Source organism: Streptomyces sp. NPDC048639, from assembly GCF_043199075.1.
In the GTDB taxonomy this organism is placed as follows: domain Bacteria; phylum Actinomycetota; class Actinomycetes; order Streptomycetales; family Streptomycetaceae; genus Streptomyces.
On the sequence record NZ_JBICVP010000003.1, the window covers coordinates 268,806 to 294,394 of the forward strand.

At 71.3% G+C, this 25,589-nt stretch carries 19 protein-coding genes; 10 read left to right on the plus strand and 9 right to left on the minus strand.

Translation table 11 applies throughout. The features are described from left to right. The first annotated feature begins 30 nt into the window (after positions 1-30). Positions 31-345, plus strand: a complete 315-nt coding sequence (locus tag ACGFNH_RS09505) for a TetR-like C-terminal domain-containing protein (RefSeq protein ID WP_393652467.1) — start codon at positions 31-33, stop codon at positions 343-345. Between the two features lie 73 nt (positions 346-418). On the opposite strand, the gene ACGFNH_RS09510 is transcribed toward ACGFNH_RS09505, so the two are convergent. After that, positions 419-1,708, minus strand: coding sequence for an RNA polymerase sigma factor (locus ACGFNH_RS09510; protein ID WP_393652468.1), 1,290 nt, complete (start codon positions 1,706-1,708; stop codon positions 419-421). Between the two features lie 100 nt (positions 1,709-1,808). Further along, positions 1,809-2,177: a YciI family protein gene (locus tag ACGFNH_RS09515; protein WP_393652469.1), complete on the minus strand. Its 369-nt coding sequence runs from the start codon at positions 2,175-2,177 to the stop codon at positions 1,809-1,811. A gap of 197 nt (positions 2,178-2,374) precedes the next feature. Between ACGFNH_RS09515 and ACGFNH_RS09520 the strand changes: the two genes are divergently transcribed. The 3 genes from ACGFNH_RS09520 to ACGFNH_RS09530 all read left to right on the plus strand — a co-directional run bounded on the left by ACGFNH_RS09520 (position 2,375) and on the right by ACGFNH_RS09530 (position 4,324). Then, positions 2,375-3,157 carry a class I SAM-dependent methyltransferase gene (locus ACGFNH_RS09520; RefSeq protein ID WP_393652470.1) on the plus strand — a complete coding sequence of 261 codons (783 nt, stop codon included), beginning with the start codon at positions 2,375-2,377 and terminating at the stop codon, positions 3,155-3,157. A gap of 203 nt (positions 3,158-3,360) precedes the next feature. Then, on the plus strand, positions 3,361-3,858 hold the full coding sequence (locus ACGFNH_RS09525) for an SRPBCC family protein (protein ID WP_393652471.1): 498 nt from the start codon (positions 3,361-3,363) through the stop codon (positions 3,856-3,858). A gap of 157 nt (positions 3,859-4,015) precedes the next feature. Next, positions 4,016-4,324 (plus strand): hypothetical protein, encoded by a 309-nt coding sequence (locus ACGFNH_RS09530; RefSeq protein WP_393652472.1) that lies wholly within the window; start codon positions 4,016-4,018, stop codon positions 4,322-4,324. A gap of 40 nt (positions 4,325-4,364) precedes the next feature. On the opposite strand, the gene ACGFNH_RS09535 is transcribed toward ACGFNH_RS09530, so the two are convergent. Next, positions 4,365-4,577, minus strand: coding sequence for an EF-hand domain-containing protein (locus ACGFNH_RS09535; RefSeq protein WP_393652473.1), 213 nt, complete (start codon positions 4,575-4,577; stop codon positions 4,365-4,367). Between the two features lie 105 nt (positions 4,578-4,682). Between ACGFNH_RS09535 and ACGFNH_RS09540 the strand changes: the two genes are divergently transcribed. After that, on the plus strand, positions 4,683-5,324 hold the full coding sequence (locus ACGFNH_RS09540; protein ID WP_393652474.1) for a GNAT family N-acetyltransferase: 642 nt from the start codon (positions 4,683-4,685) through the stop codon (positions 5,322-5,324). 456 nt (positions 5,325-5,780) lie between these two features. On the opposite strand, the gene ACGFNH_RS09545 is transcribed toward ACGFNH_RS09540, so the two are convergent. The 5 genes from ACGFNH_RS09545 to ACGFNH_RS09565 all read right to left on the minus strand — a co-directional run bounded on the left by ACGFNH_RS09545 (position 5,781) and on the right by ACGFNH_RS09565 (position 11,493). Then, a complete protein-coding gene (locus tag ACGFNH_RS09545) occupies positions 5,781-6,971 on the minus strand; it encodes a YncE family protein (protein WP_393652475.1) in 1,191 nt (396 codons plus the stop codon). A gap of 90 nt (positions 6,972-7,061) precedes the next feature. Further along, positions 7,062-7,565, minus strand: a complete 504-nt coding sequence (locus ACGFNH_RS09550) for an ATP-binding protein (protein WP_393652476.1) — start codon at positions 7,563-7,565, stop codon at positions 7,062-7,064. 263 nt (positions 7,566-7,828) lie between these two features. Next, entirely contained in the window at positions 7,829-8,596 is a 768-nt protein-coding gene (locus ACGFNH_RS09555) for an enoyl-CoA hydratase/isomerase family protein (protein ID WP_393652477.1), read from the minus strand. Positions 8,597-8,706: 110 nt separating this feature from the next. Then, positions 8,707-9,942, minus strand: a complete 1,236-nt coding sequence (locus ACGFNH_RS09560; RefSeq protein ID WP_393652478.1) for an Ig-like domain-containing protein — start codon at positions 9,940-9,942, stop codon at positions 8,707-8,709. A gap of 342 nt (positions 9,943-10,284) precedes the next feature. Beyond that, entirely contained in the window at positions 10,285-11,493 is a 1,209-nt protein-coding gene (locus tag ACGFNH_RS09565; RefSeq protein WP_393652479.1) for an Ig-like domain-containing protein, read from the minus strand. Positions 11,494-11,640: 147 nt separating this feature from the next. Between ACGFNH_RS09565 and glgX the strand changes: the two genes are divergently transcribed. From glgX to ACGFNH_RS09590, 5 genes are all read left to right on the plus strand, one after another. After that, the gene (gene glgX, locus ACGFNH_RS09570) at positions 11,641-13,965 is read left to right on the plus strand and encodes a glycogen debranching protein GlgX (protein ID WP_393652480.1); all 2,325 of its coding nucleotides are present in this window, start codon (positions 11,641-11,643) and stop codon (positions 13,963-13,965) included. A 120-nt stretch (positions 13,966-14,085) separates the two neighbouring features. Further along, positions 14,086-16,167: an ABC transporter ATP-binding protein gene (locus ACGFNH_RS09575; RefSeq protein WP_393652481.1), complete on the plus strand. Its 2,082-nt coding sequence runs from the start codon at positions 14,086-14,088 to the stop codon at positions 16,165-16,167. Beyond that, positions 16,164-18,068 (plus strand): ABC transporter ATP-binding protein, encoded by a 1,905-nt coding sequence (locus ACGFNH_RS09580; RefSeq protein WP_393652482.1) that lies wholly within the window; start codon positions 16,164-16,166, stop codon positions 18,066-18,068. Before ACGFNH_RS09575 ends, ACGFNH_RS09580 begins: the two co-directional genes overlap by 4 nt. A 400-nt stretch (positions 18,069-18,468) precedes the next feature. Further along, positions 18,469-20,691: a M4 family metallopeptidase gene (locus ACGFNH_RS09585; RefSeq protein ID WP_393652914.1), complete on the plus strand. Its 2,223-nt coding sequence runs from the start codon at positions 18,469-18,471 to the stop codon at positions 20,689-20,691. A 217-nt stretch (positions 20,692-20,908) separates the two neighbouring features. Then, positions 20,909-22,546: a M4 family metallopeptidase gene (locus ACGFNH_RS09590; RefSeq protein WP_393652483.1), complete on the plus strand. Its 1,638-nt coding sequence runs from the start codon at positions 20,909-20,911 to the stop codon at positions 22,544-22,546. 311 nt (positions 22,547-22,857) lie between these two features. On the opposite strand, the gene glgP is transcribed toward ACGFNH_RS09590, so the two are convergent. After that, positions 22,858-25,503 (minus strand): alpha-glucan family phosphorylase, encoded by a 2,646-nt coding sequence (glgP, locus tag ACGFNH_RS09595; protein ID WP_393652484.1) that lies wholly within the window; start codon positions 25,501-25,503, stop codon positions 22,858-22,860. Positions 25,504-25,589 lie beyond the last annotated feature (86 nt).

The window sequence follows — 25,589 nt, forward strand, 5'->3', positions numbered from 1 at the left end:
CCCACGGGCCCACGGGCCCACGCCCAGGGCGTGCGGTACGTATGGTTCGCCGAGCGGCACCCCGCGCACTTCCGGGTCATGTACCAACCCGAGCTGTGGCGCCGTGACGACCCCGAACTCGCCGCCGCCCGGGACCGGACCGCCGAACTCCTGCGCGCGGGCCTCCCGGACGACCTCGACGCCGACGAGGCGGTGCGCACCGGCCTGGGCGCGTGGTCGATCGCGCACGGGTTCGCCACCCTGTGGCTGAGCGGCAACCTGGAGCGGGCCGTGGGCGACCGCGATCCGGCGGAGGCGTTCCGCGACCTCGCGGGCCTCCTGCACCCCGGCCGCCACGTCGCCTGATCGTCGCCCGACCGTCGCCCGGCCGTCGCCCGACCCGTTCAACGTCCGTACCGCGAGGATCGGTTGACGGCGGTCACCACGGCCCGGAGTCCCCTCCCAGCGCTGCCGAACGGTCGAGCAGCAGGGCCCGTTCGGGGGCGTTACGGGTGAGGGCTGCCGCGCGCTCCAGCTCCGCCCTGGCCTCCTTCGCGCGGCCGAGCCGGGCGAGCAGATCGCCACGGACGCTCGGCAGCAGGTGGTAGTCGCGCAGGGAGCCGTCCGCGGCCAGGGCATCGACCAGTTCGAGCCCCTTGGCCGGGCCGTACGCCTTGGCGACCGCCACCGCCCGGTTCAGCTCGACCACGGGGGACGGCATGCGCTCGGCCAGTGCTTCGTAGAGCGCGGCGATCTGCGCCCAGTCCGTGTCGCCGGCGGTCAGGGCACGGGCGTGGCAGGCGGCGATGGCCGCCTGGAGCACATACGGACCGGCCGGGCCGCCGAGTTCGCCGGCTCGGGCGAGGGCGGCGAAGCCGCGGCGGATGAGCAGGTGGTCCCAGCGCGAGCGGTCCTGGTCGAGCAGCAGGACGGGCGCGCCCGACGGGCCGGTCCGTGCGGCCGAACGCGATGCCTGGATCTCCATCAGTGCGACGAGACCGTGCACTTCGGGCTCGCGCGGCATCAGGCCGGCGAGGATGCGGCCGAGTCGCAGCGCGTCCTCGCACAGGGCAGGTCGCATCCAGTCGTCACCGGCGGTGGCGGCGTACCCCTCGTTGAAGACGAGGTACACGACCTCGAGGACCGAGGAGAGCCGCTCGCCGAGTTCGGGCCCCTGCGGGACCTCGAAGGGGACGCGCTTGCGGGAGAGCGTCCGTTTGGCGCGCACGATGCGCTGGGCGACGGTCGCCTCCGAGGCGAGGAACGCGCGCGCGATCTCCTCCGTCGTCAGCCCGCCCAGCAGCCGCAGCGTGAGCGCGACGCGCGCGTCCCGGGACAGTACGGGGTGGCAGGCGGTGAAGACCAGACGCAGCAGGTCGTCCTCGATCTCCTCGCCGTCGAGGGCCGCCTCGGCGGTGGGTTCGGACAGCCGCTGCTCGATCTCCAGCTCGTGACCGAGGAGTTGGAGCTTGCGCGCGAACCGCTCGTTGCGACGCATCCGGTCGATGGCGCGGTGCTTGGCGGTGGCCATGAGCCAGGCGCCCGGATTGCGCGGGACACCGGCCTCCGGCCACTGTTCCAGCGCCGCCACCAGTGCGTCCTGCGCCAGCTCTTCCGCGATGCCGACATCGCGCACGATGCGGGTGAGCCCGGCGACAAGGCGCGCCGACTCGATCCTCCAGACGGCGTCGATCGCACGCCGGGCATCGTCCGCACCCGTCTCGGCCACGCCCCGAGCCTACGGCCGGTACTGCCCCGGCCGCAGGCTCACCCCACTCCGTACCGGCGGTCGTACGGGTCGTGGACGCCGGCAGCGGGCCCAGGGCCCGTCAGGCCGCCTCGCCCGGCGGCTCCTCGACCTGCCGGACCTCCAGGGTCAGCTCCCAGTCCTCCCCGTGGATCCGCGCGAAGCGCCGGGCCCACTCGACGGCCTCCTCATTCGACTTCACCTGAAGGAGCGCATAGCCCCCGATCACCTCTTTGGTCTCGGTGAACGGCCCGTCGGTCACGCTCTCCTTGCCGTGGGACCAGTGCACCCGGGAGCCCTCGGCGGTGGGGCGCAGTCCGGCGGTGTCGAGCAGCACACCGGCCTTGGTCATCTCGTCGAGGAGCCGGCCCATCTCCTCCATCAGCTCCGGACCCGGGCCGCCCTCGGGGCCCGCGTTCTCGTCGATCCTGATCATCGTCATGAAGCGCATGGCTGTCTCTCCTCGTCGCTGTGATCGCCGTGCAGCTCGGGGTCCGGGGGCCGGACCGAGCGCCGGTCCAGGGCGCCCGAACCCTCCACTAGCAACACATCGAACGGGCCCTTCGCCGATCGACACGACGAGGGCAGATATTTCGCCACTCGGTTACGCTCCCCAGGGGGCCAGCCACTCCGACCCACGGAGGCCGCATGCCCGAGATATCCGCGCCGAGGCGGAGCCGGAACCGCTCCCGCCTCGCCCACAAGGTGAGCTACGCGGTGCGCCATCCGCAGCGCATACCCGCGCATGTGCGCCGGGCCGCGCGCGATGCCTGGCTCCGGGCACGACACCGCGACCACATCGCGTACTACCGGGCCGTCATGGCCTCGGACACGGCGCGGAGCCCCGAGGGAGCGGTGGGCAGCGCGACGCAGGAACGCTGGCTGGCGCTCGGGCAGATGCAGTTCGACTACCTGACGGAGCACGGGCTGAAGCCGCAGGACCGGATGCTGGAGATCGGCTGCGGGAACCTGCGGGCCGGGTGGCGCTTCATCGACCACCTCGAACCGGGGAACTACTACGGCATCGACATCTCGCCCGACATCCTCCTCGAGGCCCAGAGGACCCTGGTCAGGCGGAATCTGCAGGACAAGCTGCCGCATCTGATGCTGGCCACCGATCTGACCCTGGACTTCCTTCCCAGTGGCCGGTTCTCGGTGGTGCACGCGCACAGCGTCTTCTCGCACTCGCCGCCCGAGGTCATCGACCAGTGCCTGGCCCATGTCGGCCGGGTCATGGCGCCGGACGGCTTCTTCGACTTCACCTTCGACCGCACCGCCGGCGCCGAGCACCACGTCCTCCGCGAGGACTTCTACTACCGCACCGAGACGCTGGTCGCCCTCGCCGAGCGGCACGGCTTGGCGGCGCGGCTCATGGAGGACTGGGAGCGGCGGCCGCACGGGCAGTCGAAGATCCGGGTCACGCACTCGTAATCGATCCGCTGTCCGCCGGCGGGCCACTCGCGCCGGGCGGTTCGCTCCCCCCGGCGGGTCACCCGTTCGGCGGGCCGCGGAGCTCTTCCCCGGTGCGCGGTTCCGGGGCCGCTCCCGCCGACTAGCGGGGTGTTGCGGTCGGTGCCAGGGTGATGGGAGGACTGGCCGGGTACCGTGATCACGGTCCGTCACCGGGAGAGATCATGACTGAGACGCAGGTAGTCGTCGAGCGGCGGATCGGGGCCCCGGTCGACAGGGTGTGGGACGCACTGACGGACCTGGAGTCGGCGCCGCGTGTGCTCAGCGGTGTGCAGAGCATCGAGGTGCTCACCCCCGGCCCGTTCACCGAAGGCACGCGGTGGCGGGAGACGCGGCGGATGCTGGGGCGCACGGCCACCGAGGAGATGTACGTGACGGCGTGCCAGGAGCCCTCGCGCTGCGTCGTCGAGTCCGAGTCCCGCGGTGCGCACTACGTCTCGGAGTTCGACCTGTCCCCCGAGGCCGAGGCCGAGGGCGGGACGACGGTGCGGATGACCTTCTCGGCCACACCGCCCGGAGGTGTCGCGGGGATGCTCATGAAGGTCTTCGGCGGGCTCGGCACCAAGGCGGTGACGAAGGCGATCGAACAGGACCTCGCCGATGTCGCCGCCCATGTGGAGCGCCCCGCCCCCGGAGCGGAGCAGGACCCGCAGGCACCGTGAGCCCCGCGCCCGGACCCGCAGGCACCGTGAGCCCCGCGCCCGGACCCGCAGGGGCGGATCCCCTCCCGGAGGGAACCGGTGGCGCGCCGCAGGAGGCCGGGTGGCACGCCCCGCCCCGTCGGGCCGGGATGTCAGTGCCGCCCCCTACGCTCCCGGCATGAGCCACGCCGATCTGCTGGAACTGCGCAACGCGCTGTCCACCGCCTCGGACATCGCGTTCGGCCTCGAGGCCGACCCGTCGAGCCGACAGGCCGACCTGCTGGTCGATGCCCTGCGGCGCGCGCTGGCCGCCGCCGGCACGCTCTCCTCCGCGGTCGGCGCCACAGGATGCCCCGAGCATCCGCGGGGCGCCGTCGATCCGCTGTACGGGGATGCGGAGGACCCGCTGCCGCCGGGCTACGGCAAGTGCCTGCTGTGCAACGACCGCAGGCGGCGCGCGGGCACCCAGCGGCACGGACTCCGCTGACGCCCCGCGCGCCTGCCCGCGCGGCCGGGGCGGGCGGGGTTCAGCCCTGCTGGGTTGCCCAGAACTCGTCGAAGGAGAGCAGGCCGTCGCCGTCGGAGTCGGCGCTGTTTATCACGGCCTGCGCCACGGTCTCGGTCACATACGGATCACCGAGCTGGGCCATGACGCTCTTGTACTCGCTCGCCGAGATCAGCCCGTCCCTGTTCAGGTCGTACCGCTCGAACGCCCGCCGCGCAGCCTCGATATCGGCCACTGGTCCACCCCTTCGATGTTGCCTGCCGGTCCTGGCAGATGCCTGTCAAACGGGGACACAGTACCGGCTCGGGCCATCGCACTGACGTACGGCTATCGTCCTGGCATGAGTGATGCACTTTCGGCCCTGCTCGCGGACGCGGCACGCGGCCTCTTCCCGCCGACCGACGGGTCGGCGACCGTGCTCCCCCAGCCCAACTCCCGTGACGCCGGCGTGATCTCCTTCACGGCGCACGCGGTGATCTTCACGGACGAGGATCCGGAGTGGGTGCTGACGAGGCTGCGGAACGCACCGGGCGACCCGCTGTCCGCCCCGCTCTGCCCGCCCTTCCTGACCGCACTCACCGCTCGCACGGGCCGGATGGTGAACAACATCGATCTGCTGACCGTCGCGGAGCCGCTCCCCGGCGAGCCGCCCCTGCCGCTGACTCCGATCGAGGACCCGGACCACCCGCGGGTCGCCCGGGCGCGCAAGTTCCGTGACGAGGTACGGGTCTGGGCCTGCGAGGCCGGCGTGGTCGTGCTGGGCCGGGGCGTCGCCGGGCGCTGGGAGGCAGCGATCGAGGTGGATCCGGCTGCCCGCGGCAAGGGGACCGGCCGGGCACTGGCCGTGTCGGCACGGCATCTGGTCCCGCAGGGCGGGGTGTTGTGGGCGCAGCAGGCGCCGGGCAACGCCGCGAGCGTACGGGCGTTCCAGGCCGCCGGGTACCGCCCGGTCGGAGCCGAGGCGCTGCTCGTCGCCTCCTAGAGACCTCGGCGGGCGCCCCCGTGCCGATGGGGCCGGGGCGATGATGCCGGGATGCGCCGAGGCCCGGGACCGAAGCCCCCGGGTCCGCCGCTGACCCCCGTACACCGGCGGACCCGGGGCGGCGCCACGCATGGCGCCGTCCGGTCCCGGGCACCGCTCCGGCGCGGGCGCGCTCTCCCGCCGCCGGCCCGCTCCCCGTTCCGCGGGCCGAACCGCCGCCGCGCGCGCATCCGGACGCCCCCTGACTGTAAGGACGGCCGCCGGGCTGCTCCACCGAGTTTCCGTCGCCGGGCCCGGCGGCCCGGGGCGAGGGAGCCGAGGCCACCGGACCGCAGGACGCCGGGACACCGGGACGCCGGGACACCGGGACGCCGGGACACCGGGACACCGGGACACCGGGACACCGGGACACCGGGACACCGGGACACCGGGACACCGGGACGCCGGGACGCCGGGTCAGCGGAAGACGCCGGTGTGGCCGAGCGAGTAGCGGCCGGGCTGCGGGTAGACGGCGAGCCCGTGCGGCCCGCCGCCGACCTCCATACGGGCCAGCTGCTTCCCGGTGCGGGTGTCGATCGCGTAGACCTCGTCGTCGTAGCGGCCGGAGAGCCACAGCACCTTGCCGTCGGCCGAGACGCCGCCCATGTCGGGGCTGCCGCCGTCGGGGAGCCGCCACTTCTTCTTCAGCTTGCGGCTCGGGAAGTCGAAGACCGAGATCGTGCCCTCGCCGCGGTTGGAGATGTACATCGACTTCGAGTCGCGGCTGACGTAGAGGCCGTGGGCTCCCCGGCCGGTGGGCATCAGCTTCGGCTTGGTGAACTTGTCGCCGTTCAGCACCCAGACACCGTGGGCCATCATGTCGGCGACGTACCACGTCCGGCCGTCCGGCGAGATCTTCACGTCCTGCGGCATGGCGCCCCGGAACGGCAGCCGCTGCTGGCCGACGACCTTCATCTTCTCGGTGTCGACCTTGAGGAGCTCGGCGGAGAACTCGCAGGAGACGATGAAGTACCGGCCGTCGGGCGAGAAGTCGGCGTGGTTGACGCCGTAGCAGGAGACGGGGACGGTCTTCTTCACCTCCATCGTGTGCGGGTCGCGGAAGACCAGTTCGCGGTCGAGGGAGGCCATGACCACGGCGTATTTGCCGTTGGGCGTGAAGTAGAGGTTGTACGGGTCGTGCACGTCGACCGGCTTGCCCGCCTTGCCCGTCCGGGGGTTGATGGGCGTGAGCGTGTGACCGCGGTTGTTGTTGACCCAGAGCGTCTTGAGGTCCCAGGACGGAACCACGTGCTGCGGCTGGATGCCGACCTTGATGGTCTTGAGGACCTCGTACTTCTTCGGGTCGATGACGGTGACCGTGTTGGACGTGGTGTTGGGGACGTAGACCCGGGAGGGGAAGTCCTTGACCACCGGCGACAGCCGGTTGGGGCGGTCGGCGGCGTAGATGTCCCGGCTGTCGAGGACCGGCGGCATTCCGGGCAGGCCCGCGGGGGCGGCGGTCGGGGAACTGCCGGGTGGCTTCGAGGGGGCGCCGTGGCTGTGGACGGCACGACCGCGGTCCTCGGAGGAGGATGCGCATCCGGGGACGACGGCGAGGAGGGCGGCGGCGGCAAAGGGGGCGGCGGCGCGGGCGGCGGTGGATCTCACGCGGCCATTGAAAGGCCCGAAGGGGCGATAAGCCCGTTATTGACCCGTTTGACGGCTCGACGTGTCTTCTTCGGATCGAGTCGTGACGTATCAGCGATCGGTAACGCGCATTTCGAACCAGGTGGTCTTGCCGCGGGGTAAGAGGTCGACGCCCCAGCGGTCGGAGAGCTTGTCCACCAGGAACAGGCCGCGACCGCTGGTGTCGAGCTCGTGCACGGGCATCAGGCAGGGGAGGCCGCGGGAGGGGTCCCGCACCTCGATGCGGATCCATCCGCGGCGGCGCAGCATCCGCAGGCCGAAGGTGCGGGCCCCGGTGTGGCGTACGGCGTTGCCGACGAGTTCGGAGACGAGGAGGATCGCGTGCTCGGCCATCTGGACGGAGAGGCCCCACTGGCGCAGCACGACCGTCTGCGCCAATCGGCGGGCCGTCGCCGCGGATTCCGGGCGTGAGGGCAGCCGCACCTCCTCGACCGCCGGGTTGCCGAACAGGTCGACCGCCTTGAGTGCCTGCTCGTCCTCGACGGACGGCACCCATCGCGCGGCGGCAACGCCGCTGCGCGGCCGCGGCTGCTCCATCTCCTCCAGGCCCGCCATGACCCCATCATGACGGGCCGTCGGACCGCCCGTAGCGGGAACCGTGCAATTGCATTTGACGGAATATCGGATTCCGTACCGGCCACTGTCATATGCCGACGGCAGCGCGCACCGCATTTGCCGGGCTGACCTGCGATGACGTTCCGCATGCGGATGGTCGCCGAGCGTTGACAGAGGCTGGATCCCGGGCGCTCGATTTTTTCCGGGATTCGCCCGCACGGGGCCGGCCGGGCTTCCCCGCCCGGCCCCCAACTCGGCGATGATCAGCGGAAGTTGGCCTTGCCCGGGCCGTCCTCGACGAAGCTGCGCATGCCCGTCTCCCGGTCCTCGGTGGCGAAAAGACCGGCGAACCAGTTCCGTTCGACGGCGAGCCCGGTGTCGATGTCGGTCTCCAGACCCGTGTCGATGGACTCCTTGGCGGCCCGGAGCGCGATCGCGGGCCCCTGCGCGAGGCGGGCGGCCCAGGCGTGCGCCTCCTCGTACACCTCGGCAGCGGGGACGACCTTGTCCACCAGGCCGATGGCGAGGGCCTCGTCGGCCTTCACCTGCCGCCCGGTGAAGATCAGGTCCTTGGCCTTCGACGGGCCGACCAGGCGCGGAAGGCGCTGCGTACCGCCGGCGCCCGGGATCAGGCCGAGCAGGATCTCGGGCTGGCCCAGCTTGGCGTTGTCGGCGGCGATACGGATGTCGGCGCACAGCGCCAGTTCGCAACCGCCGCCCAGGGCGTAGCCGGTGACCGCCGCGACGACCGGCTTGGGGATGCGGGCGACGGCGGTGAAGGAGTCCTGCAGGGCACGGGACCTGACCACCATCGCGGCGTGGTCCATGTCCTGCATCTCCTTGATGTCCGCACCCGCCGCGAACACCTTCTCGCCGCCCCACAGGATCACGGCGCGTACGTCGTCGCGGCGCGTCGCCTCCTCCGCGAGTTCGCGCAGGCGGTCCTGGGTGGCGATGTCGAGGGCGTTCATCGGCGGGCGGTCGAGCCGGATGATGCCGACTCCTTCGGAGACCTCAAGATGCGCAGTCATGAGGGGAAGGTTAGCTTTCGGGGGCCGGGGGGCCACCACCCCCCGGCCCGGCTGCCACGAGGCGCCGTACCCCGCCGCCACTGCGGCGTCCGGGCCCCTCGGCCACAGCTCTACTGCGGCGCCTTCCAGGCGTCCCAGTCCATGTTCCAGCCGTTGAGTCCGTTGTCCGGCTGGATCTGCTTGTCCTTCGAGTTCTTCACGATCACGACGTCACCGATGATGGAGTTGTCGTAGAACCAGGCGGCCGGGGTGGAGTTGTCACCGGCACCGCGTGCGTCCTGCAGACCGACACAGCCGTGGCTGACGTTGGCACTGCCGAACGTGGCCGCTCCGGCCCAGTAGTTGCCGTGGATGAAGGTGCCGGAGGTGCTCAGCCGCATCGCGTGCGGGACGTCCTTGATGTCGTACTCGCCGCCGAAGCCCACGGTGTCGCCGTTCATCCGGGTCACCTTGTGCTTCTCGCTGATCACCATCTGACCGTTGTATGTCGGGTTCGCGGGGGCGCCGGCCGTGATCGGGATCGTCTTGATCACCTTGCCGTCGCGCTCGACCGTCATCTTCTTCGACTTGGCGTCGACGGTGCTCACCTGGGAGCGGCCGACGGTGAACTCCACGGTCTTCGCCTGCTTGCCGTAGACGCCGGGCCGGCCCTCGACGCCGTCGAGGTTCAGCTTGAGGCTCACCTTGGTGCCCTTGGCCCAGTACTTCTCGGGGCGGAAGTCCAGCCGGTCGTTGCCGAACCAGTGGCCCTCGATCGGTACGGACGGCTCGGCCGTGACCTTGATGGCCCGCTCGATGGCCTCGGGGTCGGTGATGCCCCGGCTGAAGCGGATGGAGACCGGCATGCCCGCGCCGACCGTCTGGCCGTTCTCCGGAGTGAAGTATCCGAGGAAGGTGTTCTCGGGGACGAACGTGGTGAAGCTCGCGTGCTTGGCGGACTCCCGGCCCTCGGAGTCCTTCGCCACCGCGTCCACCGTGTACTGGGTGCCCGATCCCAGGTGCCCGGTCGGCTCCCAGCGGGACCCGTCACCGTTGATCTTCCCCGCGATCCTGTTGCCCTTGGAGTCCTTGACCTTGACCGAGGTCAACTTTCCCTTGTCCGCCGTGACTTTGAGGGCGCCGTTGGTCATCACGTCGTCGGCGCCGTCCTTCGGGGCGATCTTGACGACGGCCTGCGACGCCTTGGTGTCGACTCCGCCGCCCTCGTCGTCCCCCGCATCGGACCCGTCACCGCCGCACGCGGTGACCGCGAGCAGCATGGCTCCGGTCAACGCGGCGAGCATAGTGCCGGCCCTGCGCCGACTCCGCCGTCCCGACGGCGCCCCCGATATCGGCTGCACGTTCACTTTCCTTCTCCCCTCGCGCGGGCTGCTGGCACGGCCCGAGCCGTTATCCCCCAGCGCGCAACGACCAGCGCGCACGTCGTTAGATAACCACACAGCTTTCACAGAGAGATCCCCGCGAATGTCACGGATCAGTCCCAAGTACGGGGTATAAGCGGTGCCGAAGGGAGCCGGGGCGCGGGCAGCGGCGCGGGAGGGAAAAGGGAGCCGTCGCGGGAGCGGGAGCGGGAACGGGAACGGGAACGGGAACGGGAACGGGAACCGTCGGGGAGCGTGAACCGCTCGGGGAGCGGGCCGGGAGAGCGGAGCCGGCCGGAAGAGAGTGCGGGACCGGCGGGGAGCGGGTCAGCGCAGGGCCGAACCCGCCCGCCACTGCGCCCACGTGAGGTTCCAGCCACCGAGGCCGTTGTGCGGGTCGACCGTGCGGTCCGCGCTGTTCACCACTTGTACGACGTCTCCGACGAGGGAGTTGTCGAAGAACCAGCGCGCCGGTGAGGGCGCACCGCCCCCCTGGACGTCGTGCAGCCCGATGCAGCCGTGGCTGGTGTTGACCGAGCCGAACGTCGCCCGCGGCGCCCAGTAGTTGCCGTGCAGAAAGGTGCCGGAGGTGGTCAGCCGGAGTGCATGCGGCACGTCCGGGATGTCGTACTCGCCGCCGAAGCCGACCGTGGACCCGTCCATGCGGGTCACCTCGTGCCGCGCCATCACCACCATCTTCCCGTTGTAGGTCGGGGTGTGAGGTGCGCCGGCGGTGACCGGCAGCGTGGCCAGCACCCGGTGGTTGCGGTACACGGTCATCGTGTACCTGGCGGCGTCGACGATGCTCACCTGCCGCCGGGCGACGGTGAACCGGGCCGTCCGGTGCTGGATTCCGTACGCCCCCGGCGCCGCCTTCACGCCGCGCAGCCGGATCCGGACGAGGACTTCGCTGCCGGGCTTCCAGTACGTCTGCGGCCGGAAGTCCACCCGCCGGTCGCCGAACCAGTGGCCGACAACCTTCACCGGGGGGTGCGAGGTGACCCGGATGGCGCGTTCGACGGCCGCGCGGTCGGCGATCGGGCGGTCGAAGTCGAAGGACACGATCATGCCGGCGCCGACGACCGCGCCGTGCTCGGGACGGAAGAACCCGATGAAGCGGTGCTCGGGCACCACGGTGGTGAACGAGGTGTGGCGCGCGATGCGGCGGCCGTGGCGGTCGACGGCGACCGCGTCCACCCGGTATTTGCTGGCGACTTCGAGGACGGCGTCGTCCGCGGGACTCCAGCGCAGCCCGTCCTCGCTCATCCGTCCGGACAGCGGGCGCCGCCGTACGTCCCCCGCCCTGACGACCCGGACGCGCTCCAGACGCCCGTCGGCCACGGACACCACGACCGGGGCCGACGACCGCACGTCCTTGGAGCCGTGCACCGGGGCGACCTGGATGACCTGTTCGGGTGGCGGCGGCGGGCCGGGCAGCCCGATCTCCCCCACTCCGCACCCCGCTAGGGCCACCACCGTCACGGCGACCGCGTACCACGCCCGTGGGCGCCACGCGCGCCTCGCATCCAGCCTCACGCGGATCCCAACGATCTTCCCCCGGTGAGGGAAACGTGAGGGCCGGGTCTCGAACGGGCAGGAATGGGAACAACCAGGGGTCGGGGCCCGCGGAAGGGACGCCGCGGGCCACCGCTCGATCTGCCGCGAGCCGCAGGAGGCTGCCACGTGTCGAGCGCACCCGAGCAGGAGCACCTGAGGGAGCGGGCCACCACCGCCGCGGAGCCGAACGGGCATCGCACCGCGCCACCCGGCACCAGGACCACGACGGTTCCGGTGCCGGCGCCGGTCCCCGGGCCCGCGGCCGGCAGGGCGGCGCCCGCGCGGCCGGGCAGCCCGCAGCCCCTCGGGGCACGGTTCCGGGTCGGGGCGGACGGAGTGCCCGGCACCAACTTCGCGCTGTGGGCGGGCGGGGCCGAGGCCGTCGACGTCTGTCTCTTCGACGAGGACGGCACGGAGACCCGCCACCCGCTGGGCGAGCTGACGCACGAGGTCTGGCACGGCTTCGTGCCCGGTGTCCTCCCCGGCACGCGGTACGGCTTCCGGGTCCACGGCCGCTGGGACCCCTGGACCGGCGCCCGCTGGAACCCGGCCAAGCTGCTGCTCGACCCGTACGCCCGGGCCGTCGACGGGGAGTTCACCCTCCCGGCCGAGGTGTACGGGCACGTACGGGACTGGCCCGAGCAGCACGTCGCCGACACCGTGCGCGACGACCGCGACTCGGCGCCGTACGTGCCCAAGGGCGTCGTCGTGCACGACGACGTGCCCGGCGACGAGTGGGCGGACGACCGGCGGCCCAAGACGCCGTGGGCCGACTCGGTCATCTACGAACTGCACGTGCGCGGCTTCACCATGCGCCACCCCGGCATCCCGCCCGAACTGCGCGGCACGTACGCGGGTCTGGCTCACCCCGCCGCGATCGAGCACCTCACCCGGCTCGGCGTCACGGCCGTAGAACTGCTGCCGGTCCACCAGTTCGCTCACGAGGACCATCTGCTGCGCCGGGGCCTGAAGAACTACTGGGGCTACAACTCCGTCGGCTACTTCGCCCCGCACGCCGCGTACGCCGCCTCCGGCACGCGCGGCGAACAGGTCGGCGAGTTCCGGCGGATGGTGCGGGCCCTGCACGACGCGGGGATCGAGGTGATCCTCGACGTGGTCTACAACCACACGGCGGAGGCGGGCGAACTCGGCCCCATGCTCTCCCTGCGCGGCATCGACAACCGCGGCTACTACCGGCTCCAGGGCGACCCCCGCCGCTACACCGACTACACCGGCTGCGGCAACACCCTGCATGTCGTCCGGCCCGCCGTCCTCCGGCTGATCACCGACTCACTGCGCTACTGGGTGACGGAGATGGGCGTCGACGGCTTCCGCTTCGACCTGGCCGCCGCGCTGGCCCGCTCGCTCCACGACGTCGACATGCTCTCCCCCTTTCTGGCGGTCATCGCCCAGGACCCGGTGCTGCGCCGGGTGAAGCTGATCGCCGAGCCGTGGGACGTCGGCGCGGGCGGCTACCAGGTGGGCGCCTTCCCCCCGCTGTGGACGGAGTGGAACGACCGCTACCGGGACGCCGTACGGGACTTCTGGCGCGGTGCGCTGCCGGACATACGGGACCTGGGCTACCGGCTGTCCGGCTCCAGCGACCTGTACGCGTGGGGCGGCCGCCGCCCGTACGCCTCGGTCAACTTCGTCACCGCGCACGACGGCTTCACCCTGCGCGACCTCGTCAGCTACGACCGGAAGCACAACGAGGCCAACGGCGAGGGCAACCGCGACGGCACCGACGACAACCGGTCCTGGAACTGCGGCGCCGAGGGCGCGACCGACGACCCGTCCGTGCTCGCGCTGCGGCGCCGCCAGCTCCGCAACCTGCTCACCACGCTGCTGCTGTCGACCGGGGTGCCGATGCTGGTCGCGGGCGACGAGATGGGCCGCTCCCAGGGAGGCAACAACAACGCGTACTGCCAGGACAACGAGACCGGCTGGGTCGACTGGTCGCTGCGGGACGACCCCGCCTGGAGCCCGCTGACCGATCTCGTCTCCCGGCTGACCGAACTGCGCCACCGCCATCCGGTGCTGCGCCGCGGCACCTTCTTCTCGGGACGGCCGCAGCGGCCGGACGGGCTGCGGGACCTGGCGTGGTTCACGGCGCGGGGCGAGGAGATGACGGAGGCCGACTGGTACGCGCCGACTGCCACTGTGGGGATGTACCTCTCCGGCCGCGACATCCCTCAGCGCCAGGAGAGCGGGGAGCCCGTCGTGGACGAGAGCTTCCTCGTCCTGCTGCACGCGGACCCCGAGGCGGCCGGCTTCCGGCTCCCGGGACCGCCGTGGGCGGCGGAGTACGAACTGCTGGTGGACACCTCGCGGGAGGACCAGTCGGAACCACCGGGCACGCGGCATGCGGCGGGAAGCGAACTGGCGCTGCCGGCACGGTCGTTGCTGCTGCTGCGGGTCACCGGTGAGGTCCCGGTGCCGGGTTCGCCATGACGGGCCGCGGGGGCACCGGGACGGTGCCGCGCCCGGTGGCCCTGTGGGGTGGCCGGGACGGTGCCGTGCGCGAAAAATCCGGATGAGTACTGTCAGTGGTGAACCGTACTCTCGCTCCTGATGCCTGAGAGCCGAGAGTCCGCGACCCCCGACCCCTCCCGACCGTCCGGACCGTCCGACGCCCCCGTACGGTCCGACGCCTCCGTACGGTCCGAGCAGCCCGAACGGCCCGAGCCCGCCGCCCGGCGCTCCACCGTGCGCTCGCTGCTGCGGCTGTGGCCGTACGTGCGGCCGGTGCGGGCGCGGCTGTTCCCCGCGGCGTTCGTGGGGATCGTGGCCTCCTGCATCGGTCTGGTCATCCCGCTCGTGCTCAAGTGGATGGTGGACGGGCCGGTGGCCGAGGGGGACCCGGGCGGCGTATGGCTCGGCGGCGCCTTCCTGCTGCTGCTCGGGATCGCGGAGGCGGCGCTGTTCGGGCTGCGGCGGTGGCTCGTCGCCCGGCCGCTCGCCGGGGTCGAGGCCGCGATGCGCGCGGATCTCTACGGTCATCTGCAGCGGCTTCCGGTCTCGTTCCACGACCGATGGCCGTCGGGCCAGCTCCTCTCCCGGGCCACCACGGACCTCCAGCTCCTGCGGATGTTCCTGGCCTTCCCGATGACGTTTCTCCTTGTCAACGCGACCACGATCCTGGTCGGGTTCGCGGTCCTCCTCGGGCAGGAGTGGACCCTCGGGGTCGTGCTGCTGGCACCCGTGGTACCGCTGTTGATCCTTTGCTCGTGGTTCGAGGCGCGCTACTCGATCGCCGCGCGCCGGGCGCAGGACCAGCTCGGCGACCTGACGACGGTCGTGGAGGAGGCCGTCCTCGGCATCCGCATCATCAAGGGCTTCGGCCGCCACCGCAGCCAGGCCCGGGCCTACCGGGCCCTCTCGGACCGGGTGCGCGGGACGGAGCTGCACAAGGCCCGCCTGCTGGCGGCGATCTGGGCTTTCATCCTCACGCTCCCGGAGATCGCCATCGGCGCCGCTCTGGTGCTGGGCACGGTGCAGGTCGCCGACGGCGGGCTCTCGGCGGGGACGCTGGTGGCCTTTGTGTCGACGGCGCTGGCGCTGCGCTGGCCGGTGGAGTCGATCGGCTTCCTGCTGGCGATGAGCCAGGAGTCGGCCACGGCCACGGAGCGCTACTTCGAGGTCCTGGACGCCCCGCCGCAGTCGGACGCGCGGGAGGCCGACCGTACGGACGCCACGGAAGCAGGTGCGCAGAAGGCGGACACCAGCGCGCCGGAGGCGGACCGCACGGACACCACCGCCCCGGAGCCGGACCGTACGGATGCCGGGGTCGGCGGACTCCGGTTCGACCGGGTCGAGTTCCGCTATCCCGACGCGCCCGCCGACGCCCCGGCGACGCTGCGCGGCGTGGACCTGCACATCCGGCCGGGCGAGACCATGGCCCTCGTCGGCGCCACCGGCTCGGGCAAGACCACGCTGACCGCTCTCGTCCCCCGCCTCCATGAGCGGACGGGCGGGCGTATCACTCTCGACGGCGCGGACGTCGAGGCGATGCCGCGCGCCCGGCTGCGCGAACTCGTCGCCGTCGCCTTCGAGGAGCCGACGCTGTTCTCCGCGACCGCGGGCGAGAACGTCCTGATGGGCGCGGACGGCGCCGGCCGGCCCGAGTTGCTGCGCGCCCTGGAGGTGAGCCAGGCCGCGTTCGTCCACGATCTGCCGCAGGGCTCGGACACACAGGTGGGCGAGCAGGGCCTGAGTCTGTCCGGCGGTCAGCGGCAACGGCTCGCGCTGGCCCGCGCGGTGGTCGGCACTCCGCGCTTCCTCGTCCTCGACGACCCGCTCTCCGCACTGGACGTGCACACCGAGGCGCTGGTGGAGGCCGCGCTGCGCCAGGTGCTGGCGACGACCACGGCGCTCGTGGTCGCGCACCGGCCGTCCACGGTCCTGCTCGCCGACCGTGTGGCGCTGCTCTCGGAGGGCCGGATCACCGCCGTCGGCACCCACCACGAACTCCTGCACACCAGCGCGGAGTACCGCTCGCTGATGGCGGGCGATCACGATGCGGGGCCCGGGCAGGACCTCGTACCCGAGCCCGCCGCGTCACCTCCGTACGCGCCGGACCCGCCCCCCGCTCCCGGCCCCGCGACCACCCGCGTACCGGATCCGACCACCACCCACGGGGGTACTGCCCGATGACGACAGCCGTGTCCGGACAGCCGGCTCCCGACGGCGGGGACGAGAGGCTCGGCGCCTCCGTTCCCCCGCACGCGGAGGGCGCGCCTGCCCCGTCCCGGGCGCCGTCCTCCGGCGACGCGTTCGACCAGGACGTGCTGCCCGCGCCCAAGGGAGCCTCCCGCACCCTGCTGCTGTCCCTGCTGCGGCCGCACCGCGGCCGGGTCCGGATTGCGGCCGTGCTCCTGCTGCTCCAGCAGGCCGCCATGCAGGCGGGCCCGCTCCTGGTCGCGCTCGCGATCGACCGTGCGGTGCCGGCGTTCCGCGCCGACGACTACGGTCCGTTGGCCGTCGTCGGCGCCGCGTACGTCCTCTGCTCGCTGGCCTCCGGGGTGCTGCAGTACGCCTTCATCCGGGCATCGGCCCGGGTCAGCCAGGACGTGCTGCTGGATCTGCGGGGCAGGATCTTCCGCCATGCCCAGGCACTGAGCGTGGACTTCCACGAGCGCTACACCTCGGGGCGCCTGATCTCCCGTGCCACCACGGACGTCGAGTCGCTGCGCGAACTACTCAACGAGGGCCTGGAGGAGTTGCTCGGCGTCTGCCTCTCGGTCGTGTACATCTGCGCGCTGCTCGTGTATCTCGACTGGGGTCTGGGGGCGGCGGCCGTGCTGTCGTTCTGGCCGCTGTACCTCCTCGTCCGCTCCTTCCAGCGGCGGTCGATGCTCATCTACCGCAAGCGGTCCACGGCCATCGCCGCGGTGATCGTGAAGTTCGCGGAGACGATGAACGGCATCCGGCCGGTGCAGGCCTTCCGGCGGGAGCGCCCCAACGACACGGAGTTCCGCAGGCTCAATCACCACCACGAGCGGGTCAACGGCGACGCCATCCTGGAGATGGCCCGTTATGTGGTCTCCTCCCGCCTCGTCGCCAACGTCGCGCTCGCCGCCATCGTGGTGTGGGGCGCCTACCGGGTGGCGGGCGGCGGGCTGGCCCTCGGCGTACTCGCCGCGGCCGCGCTCTACCTGCGGCGGCTGTACGACCCGATCGACCGGCTCGGCATGTTCCTCAACTCCTATCAGTCCGCCGCCGCGTCCCTGGAGAAGATCGCGGGCCTGCTCGCCCAGACTCCCTCGGTCCCCGAACCGGCCGAGCCGAAGTCGCTGCCGACGCGGGATTCCCGCCGACCCGGGCGTGAGGTGGTCTTCGAAGGCGTGAACTTCGCGTACCGCACGGGCGGCGAGGTGCTGCCGCGCTTCGATCTCACGCTTCCCGCGGGGCGGACGACCGCGGTGGTCGGCTCGACCGGTGCGGGCAAGTCGACCCTGGCGAAGCTGCTGGCCCGTTTCTACGACCCCACCACCGGCCGCGTCCTGCTCGACGGGGTGGATCTGCGCGATCTGGCGGGTCCGGATCTGCGCCGCGGTGTCGTGATGGTGACGCAGGAGGCGTTCCTCTTCTCCGGCACGGTGGCCGACAACATCGCCATCGGCAGCCCCGATGCGACCCGTGAGGACATCGAGCGGGCGGCGAAGGCCATCGGCGCCCATGACTTCATCACCGCGCTGCCCGACGGCTACGACACGGATGTGCGCAAGCGCGGCGGAAGGATCTCCGCGGGCCAGCGCCAGTTGGTGGCCTTCGCCCGCGCGCTGCTCGCCGATCCCGGCGTGCTGATCCTGGACGAGGCCACGTCCTCGCTCGACATCCCTGGTGAGAGGGCGGTGCAGCGGGCGATGCACACGGTGCTGCGCGGCCGTACGGCGGTGGTCATCGCCCACCGGCTGTCGACCGTGGAGATCGCCGACCGGGTGCTCGTGATGGCCGGCGGGCGGGTCACCGAGGACGGCTCGCCCGACGAACTCATCGCGGGGCGGGGCGCCTTCGCCTCACTCCATCAAGCGTGGCGGGACAGCCTGGTGTGAAGCGCGGGGGTGCGCCGGGCGCGTTCGTATAGCGGGCACCGATCACTACCAGACGGACGTTTTCCGGCCAACTTGTTGACGCGCTCCTGACATCAGGGGGGATCCGGTGGGACTCTTCCCTCGACCGGAGTCTCAGCACCCCCCACAGGTGCCACGGCTGTACGCCGGCCACGCCTGCACGGCTGTACGTCTCCCCCCACAGGTACTGCCTGTTCTTCCAGGTTCCACCTGTTCTGCGAACTGCTTGTTCTGCCCCGGCGGCACAACCCATGCCGTCCGGTCCCCCTGGGCCGACGCCCGACCCGGCGCGGCCACAGCAGAAGGAGTCCGCGTGAGACGCACCCCCCGCAACCCTCGTCGACGAGCCGTCGCCACCGGCGCCGTGGTCGCCGTCACCGCGATGCTCGCCGTCGGCGTCCAGACCGGCACCGCCACCGCCGGTCCCGAGACGAAGGCACCGGGCGGCACCATCGCCGCGAAGCCCGACCCGGGCGCGCTGCCGGCCAAGCTCTCGCCCGCCCAGCGTGCCGAGCTGATCCGCGAGGCGAACGCCACCAAGGCCGAGACCGCCAAGTCCCTGGGCCTCGGCGCCAAGGAGAAGCTCGTCGTCCGGGACGTCCTCAAGAACGCCGACGGCACGGTCCACACCCGCTACGAGCGCACCTACGCCGGACTGCCCGTCCTCGGCGGCGACTTGATCGTCCACGAGGCGAAGTCCGGTGCGGTCGAAGGCGTGACCAAGGCCGTGAAGTCGAGGGTCGCCGTCCCGTCGACGACCCCCCGGGTCAGTGCTGGCGCCGCCGAGGCCAAGGCCCTGGGCGCGGCGAAGGCCGACGGCTCGAAGAGCACGGAGGCCGACAAGGCGCCGCGCAAGGTGGTCTGGGTGGCCGAGGGCAAGCCCGTTCTCGCCTGGGAGACCGTGGTCGGCGGTCTGCAGCACGACGGCACGCCGAACGAGCTGCACGTCATCAGTGACGCGCGGACCGGCAAGACGCTGCACGAGTACCAGGCCGTCATGGAGGGCACCGGCAAGAGCCAGTACAGCGGTGACGTCACCATCGGCACCGCCGGGTCCGCCGGCAGCTACTCGATGACCGACACCACCCGCGGCAGCCACAAGACGTACAACCTCAACCACGGCAGCTCCGGCACCGGCACGCTCTTCACGGACGCCGACGACACCTGGGGCAACGGCACCAACAGCGATGCCGCCACCGCCGGCGTGGACGCCCACTACGGTGCGGCGCTGACCTGGGACTACTACAAGACCGTGCACGGCCGCAGCGGCATCCGCGGCGACGGCGTCGGCGCGTACTCCCGCGTCCACTACGGCAACAACTACGTCAACGCGTTCTGGCAGGACTCCTGCTTCTGCATGACCTACGGCGACGGCTCCGGCAACGCCAAGCCGCTCACCTCCATCGACGTCGCGGCCCACGAGATGACGCACGGCGTGACCGCCGCGACCGCGAAGCTCGTCTACGCCGGTGAGTCCGGCGGCCTGAACGAGGCGACCTCGGACATCTTCGCCGCCACCGTGGAGTTCTACGCCAACAACTCCAAGGACGTCGGCGACTACTTCGTCGGCGAGAAGATCGACATCAACGGCGACGGCACCCCGCTGCGTTACATGGACAAACCCAGCAAGGACGGGGCGTCCAAGGACAACTGGTACTCCGGTATCGGGAATGTGGACGTCCACTACTCCTCGGGTGTCGCGAACCACTTCTTCTATCTGCTGTCCGAGGGCAGCGGCGAGAAGGTCATCAACGGTGTGACCTACAACTCACCGACGTACGACAACCAGCCGGTCACCGGGATCGGCCGGGCCAACGCCGAGAAGGTGTGGTTCAAGGCGCTGACCGAGCGCATGAGCTCCAACACCAACTACGCGGGCGCCCGTACGGCCACGCTCGAGGCCGCCGCAGGCCTCTTCGGCCAGGGCAGCGCCTCGTACAACGCGGTGGCCAACGCCTGGGCCGCGGTGAACGTGGGCACCCGCATCAACGACGGCGTCACCGTCACCGGCCCGGGCAACCAGTCCAGCACGGTGGGGCAGCCCGCCAGCCTGCAGATCAAGGCGACCAGCACCAACACCGGTGCGCTGAGCTACACGGCGACCGGTCTGCCCGCCGGGCTCTCGATCAACGCCTCGACCGGACTGATCTCGGGTACGCCGTCGACAGCCGGTTCCAGCAACGTCACGGTCACGGTCAAGGACTCCGCGAACAAGACCGGTACAACTTCGTTCACGTGGACAGTGAACCCGACGGGCGGCGGAAGCGTCTTCGAGAACACCGATGACGTGTCCATCCCGGACGCAGGTGCGGCGGTCACGTCACCGATCAATGTCAGCCGAAGCGGAAACGCTCCGAGCAGCCTCAAGGTGGACGTGGACATCATCCACACCTACCGAGGTGACCTGGTCATCGACCTGGTCGCTCCGGACGGGACCGCCTACCGGCTGAAGAACTCGAGCGCTGTCGACTCGGCCGACAACGTCAAGGCCACGTACACGGTCAACGCCTCGTCCGAGGCTGCGGGCGGCACCTGGAAGCTCCGTGTCCAGGACGTCTACAGCATCGACACGGGCCGCATCAACGGCTGGAAGCTGACCTTCTGACCTCGTGTCGAAGCCGGCTCCAGCTGAACGCGGCGGCGCCCCGGGCCTCTTGGTCCGGGGCGCCTCTCGTTCGTAATCCGAACATTGAGCATTGCGCATCGAACGAAAATCGGCCAACATCGTGCACGCATCCTGACATGTTCGTGCAAGGAGTGGCAGGCTTCCGAGTCAAGCTCCAACAAGCACCTCCTAACCCCCCACCTTCATAGGAGTTCGTGTGAGTTCAGCAACCCCCCACATAGCCCGTCGTTCGAAGCTGGCCATCGCCGCCGCCGTCGTCGCCTCCGGCGCGATGCTCGCGGCCGGTGTCGCCGGTGGAGCCGACGCGACCCCCGCGGGCGACAAGTCGGCAGCCCCCACGCTGCTCTCCGGCTCGCAGCGCGTCGAGATGCTGAAGGCCGCCGAGGCCGAGGCCGGCGCCACCGCCAAGTCCCTGGCTCTGGGCGCCAAGGAGAAGCTCGTGGTCCGCGACGTCGTCAAGGACGCCGACGGCACGGTCCACACCCGCTACGAGCGCACCTACGACGGCATGCCCGTCCTCGGTGGCGACCTCATCGTGCACAAGGCCAAGGGCGGCGCCACCGAGGGCGTGACCAAGGCCACGAAGGCGAAGATCACCGTCGCCTCCACCCAGGCCAAGGTCACCCCGGCCGCCGCCGAGAAGAGCGCCGTTTCCTTCGCCAAGTCGGAGGAGGGCGCCAAGGCCAAGGGCGGCGCCGAGCCCCGCAAGGTGATCTGGGCGGCCGACGGCAAGCCGGTCCTCGCCTGGGAGACCATCACCGGTGGGGTCCAGAAGGACGGCACGCCGAGCAAGCTGCACGTCATCAGCGACGCCAACACCGGCAAGAAGCTGCACGAGTTCCAGGCCATCCACACCGGTTCCGGTGAGAGCCAGTACAGCGGCAAGGTCGAGCTGAGCACCAGCAAGGAAGGCTCGGGCTTCGCGCTCAAGGACGCCGACCGCGGTGGTCACACCACGAGCGACCTCGGTGGCAAGGAAGAGGGCGAAGGCAAGCTCTTCACCGACGACGACGACAAGTGGGGCACCGGCAAGGCCGACGACCCGCAGACCGCCGCCGTCGACGCCCACTACGGCGCTCAGCTGACCTGGGACTACTACAAGAAGGTCCACAAGCGGGACGGCATCAAGGGTGACGGCAAGGGTGCCACCACCCGCGTCCACTACGGCAAGGCGTACGTCAACGCCTTCTGGGACGACTCCTGCTTCTGCATGACGTACGGCGACGGTGAGGGCGACAAGCACCCGCTCACCTCGATCGACGTCGCCGCGCACGAGATGACGCACGGTGTCACCGCTGCGACTGCCGGCCTGGAGTACGCGGACGAGTCCGGCGGTCTCAACGAGGCCACCTCCGACATCTTCGCCGCGGCCGTGGAGTTCAACGCGGAGAACAAGGAGGACGTGGGCGACTACCTCGTCGGCGAGAAGATCGACATCAACGGCGACGGCACTCCCCTGCGTTACATGGACAAGCCGAGCAAGGACGGCGGGTCCAAGGACAACTGGGAAGAGGGCATCGGCAACGAGGACGTCCACTACTCCTCGGGCGTCGGCAACCACTTCTTCTACCTGCTGTCCGAGGGCAGCGGCGCGAAGGAGATCAACGGTGTGAAGTACGACTCGCCGACCGCCGACGGCAAGGAGGTCAAGGGCATCGGCCGTGACAAGGCCGAGCAGATCTGGTTCAAGGCCCTGACCACCTACATGACCACGAACACCGACTACAAGGGTGCTCGTGAGGCCACCGTGAAGGCCGCGGACGACCTTTACGGCAAGGACAGCGCCGAGACCAAGGGTGTCGAGGCCGCCTGGACCGGCGTCAACGTGAAGTAAGCGCCGGGACACCGGACCGGGCGATGCCCGGGGACGCCCTTCCTCGCCCCCGGGCATCGCCCTCACCGAGCAAGTGCTGTGTGCTGTGAACACTTCGGCCTTCTCCCTGATCACGGGAGAAGGCCGAAGTGCTGTCTCCGGGAGCCGGCCCGTCACAGACCCCGGCGGTTCACCGAGTCCGGGCCGTCACCGAGTCCGGCCCGTCACATGACCCGGACCCCGGCACCGAGTCCGGCCCGTCACATGACCCGGACCCCGGCACCGAGTCCGGCCCGTCACATGGCCCGGACCGGTCACGGACACCCGCCGGCTCAGCGCATCAGCACACCCGCCGCCTCACCCATGGCCGGTGAGGGAACGGCGATCAGCCCCATCTCCGCTCCGCCCGCCAGCAGCCGGTGCGCCGGCAGAATCCGTACGGTGTAGCCGAAGGGGCCCGTACGGTTCAGCGCGAGCGGCCCCTCGTACAGCAGCCGGCCCTCGCTGTCCGGTCCCCCGGCCTGTTTGAGCGGCACCGCCACCCCGTCCGTGATCCGGTCCTCCGCGTCCACCCGCCCCGCTACGAGCTGGACTTCCACGTCGTCGGCGCTCAGCGAGGACAGGGCCACCCGGACCCGCAGCGAGAGCGTCGCCCCCAGTTCGGCGCTGCCGCCCACCGCCGCGGCGGTCCCCGTCTCCACATGGTCGACGGTCACGCCCGGCCAGGCCGCGCGCACCCGCCGCTTCCACTCCGCCAGTTCACCCGCCGACGCTGCGTCGAGGGCCCGGTCGGCGCGGGCGGCCGGAGCGTACAGCCGCTCCACGTACTCGCGGACCATCCGCCCGGCCAGGACCTTGGGGCCGAGGCGGACGAGGGTCTGCCGGACCATCTCGATCCAGCGGTCGGGCAGTCCGCCGGGCCCGCAGTCGTAGAAGCGCGGGGCGATCCGCTCCTCCAGCAGCTTGTAGAGGGCCGAGGCCTCCAGGTCGTCGCGTCGCTCCTCATCGGTGGCGGCGCCGTCGGCGGTGGGGATGGCCCAGCCGAAGTCCGGCTCGCACCATTCGTCCCACCAGCCGTCCAGCACCGAGAGATTGAGGGCCCCGTTGAGAGCGGCCTTCATGCCGGAGGTGCCACACGCCTCCAGCGGGCGCAGCGGATTGTTCAGCCACACATCGCACCCGGGGTAGAGCTTCCGGGCCATCCCCATGCCGTAGTCGGGAAGGAAGACGATGCGGTGCCGCACCCGCGGATCGTCGGTGAACCTCACCAGTTCCTGGACGAGCCGCTTGCCGCCGTCGTCCGCCGGATGCGCCTTGCCCGCGACGACGATCTGCACCGGCCGCTCGGGGTCGAGCAGCAGCCGGGTCAGCCGGGCGGGGTCGCGCAGCATCAGGGTGAGCCGCTTGTACGAGGGGACCCGGCGGGCGAAGCCGATGGTGAGCACGTCCGGGTCGAGAACCCCGTCGATCCAGCCGAGTTCGGCGGTGCCGGCACCGCGCTGCCGCCACGACGCGTGCAGCCGGGCCCGCACCTCCTCGACCAGGCGCTCGCGCAGCGATCTGCGCAACTCCCAGATCTGCTCGGCCGGGACACCGGCCACGAGGTCCCGGCGCGGCGCGCCACCATCGGCGAGCGCGTCCTCGGCGCCGAGCGCGTCCTCGGCGCGGACCGCGCCGACCCGGCCGGCGCCGAGCCGCAGGACTTCGGGCGCGACCCAGGTGGGCGCGTGCACGCCGTTGGTCACGGAGGTGATCGGCACCTCCTCGGGGTCGAACCCCGGCCACAGCCCGGCGAACATCTCCCGGCTGACCCTGCCGTGCAGGGTGCTCACCCCGTTGGCGCGCTGGGCGAGGCGCAGCCCCATCACGGCCATGTTGAACAGGCCCGGCTCGCCGCCCTCGTAGCTCTCCAGACCGAGCTCCAGGATGCGGCCGGGGTCGAGGCCGGGCAGCTCGCCGCCGTCGCCGAAGTGCCGGGCGACGAGATCCTTCTCGAAGCGGTCGATGCCCGCCGGGACGGGGGTGTGAGTGGTGAACACGGTGCCCGCGCGGACGGCTTCGAGGGCCGCGTCGAAGTCCATTCCGGTCCCGCGGAGTTCGCGGATCCGCTCCAGGCCGAGGAAACCGGCGTGGCCCTCGTTGGTGTGGAAGACCTCGGGCCCGGGGTGGCCGGTGATGCGGCAGTAGGCGCGGACCGCGCGGACGCCGCCGATGCCGAGCAGTATCTCCTGCTGGAGCCGGTGCTCGCTGCCGCCGCCGTAGAGCCGGTCGGTGACGTCGCGGGCGCGCGGGTCGTTCTCCTCCACGTCCGAGTCGAGGAGCAGCAGCGGTACACGCCCGACCCTGGCCTCCCAGACGTACGCGCCGAGGGAGCGGCCGCCGGGCAGGGCGAGCGCGATCTCGGTCGGCCGGCCATCGGGTTCGCGGAGCAGGGACAGCGGCAGCTCGTTGGGGTCGAGGACGGGGTACTGCTCCTGCTGCCAGCCGTCGCGGGAGAGGGACTGCCGGAAGTAGCCGTGCCGGTAGAGCAGTCCGACGCCGATCAGCGGGACGCCGAGGTCGCTGGCGGCCTTGAGGTGGTCGCCGGCGAGGATGCCGAGACCGCCGGAGTACTGCGGGAGGGCCGCGGTGATGCCGAACTCGGGCGAGAAGTAGGCGATGGCGGTGGGCAGATCGGGGTCCGCGGTCTGGTACCAGCGGGGGTTTTGGAGATAGTCGTCGAGGTCGTCGGCCACTGCCGCAAGGCGCCGCAGAAACCTGCGGTCCCCGGCGAGGACGGCCAGACGCGAGGCGGACACGGAGCCGAGCAACCGTACGGGGTCGCCCCCGGCGGCATCCCAGCCCTCCGGGTCGACGGCCTGGAACAGCTCACGGGTCTCGGGATGCCAGGACCAGCGCAGATTGCGCGCCAGTTCGCTGAGCGGTCGTAGGGGTTCCGGAAGGACGGGACGCACGCTGAATCGACGAATGGCCTTCACGCTTCGACGGTAGCCGTGCAGAACCGGGAGAAACCACGGCACAACCCCCGTTGTGCTTCCATGCGCCCGATGGGTGCACCCGCGTG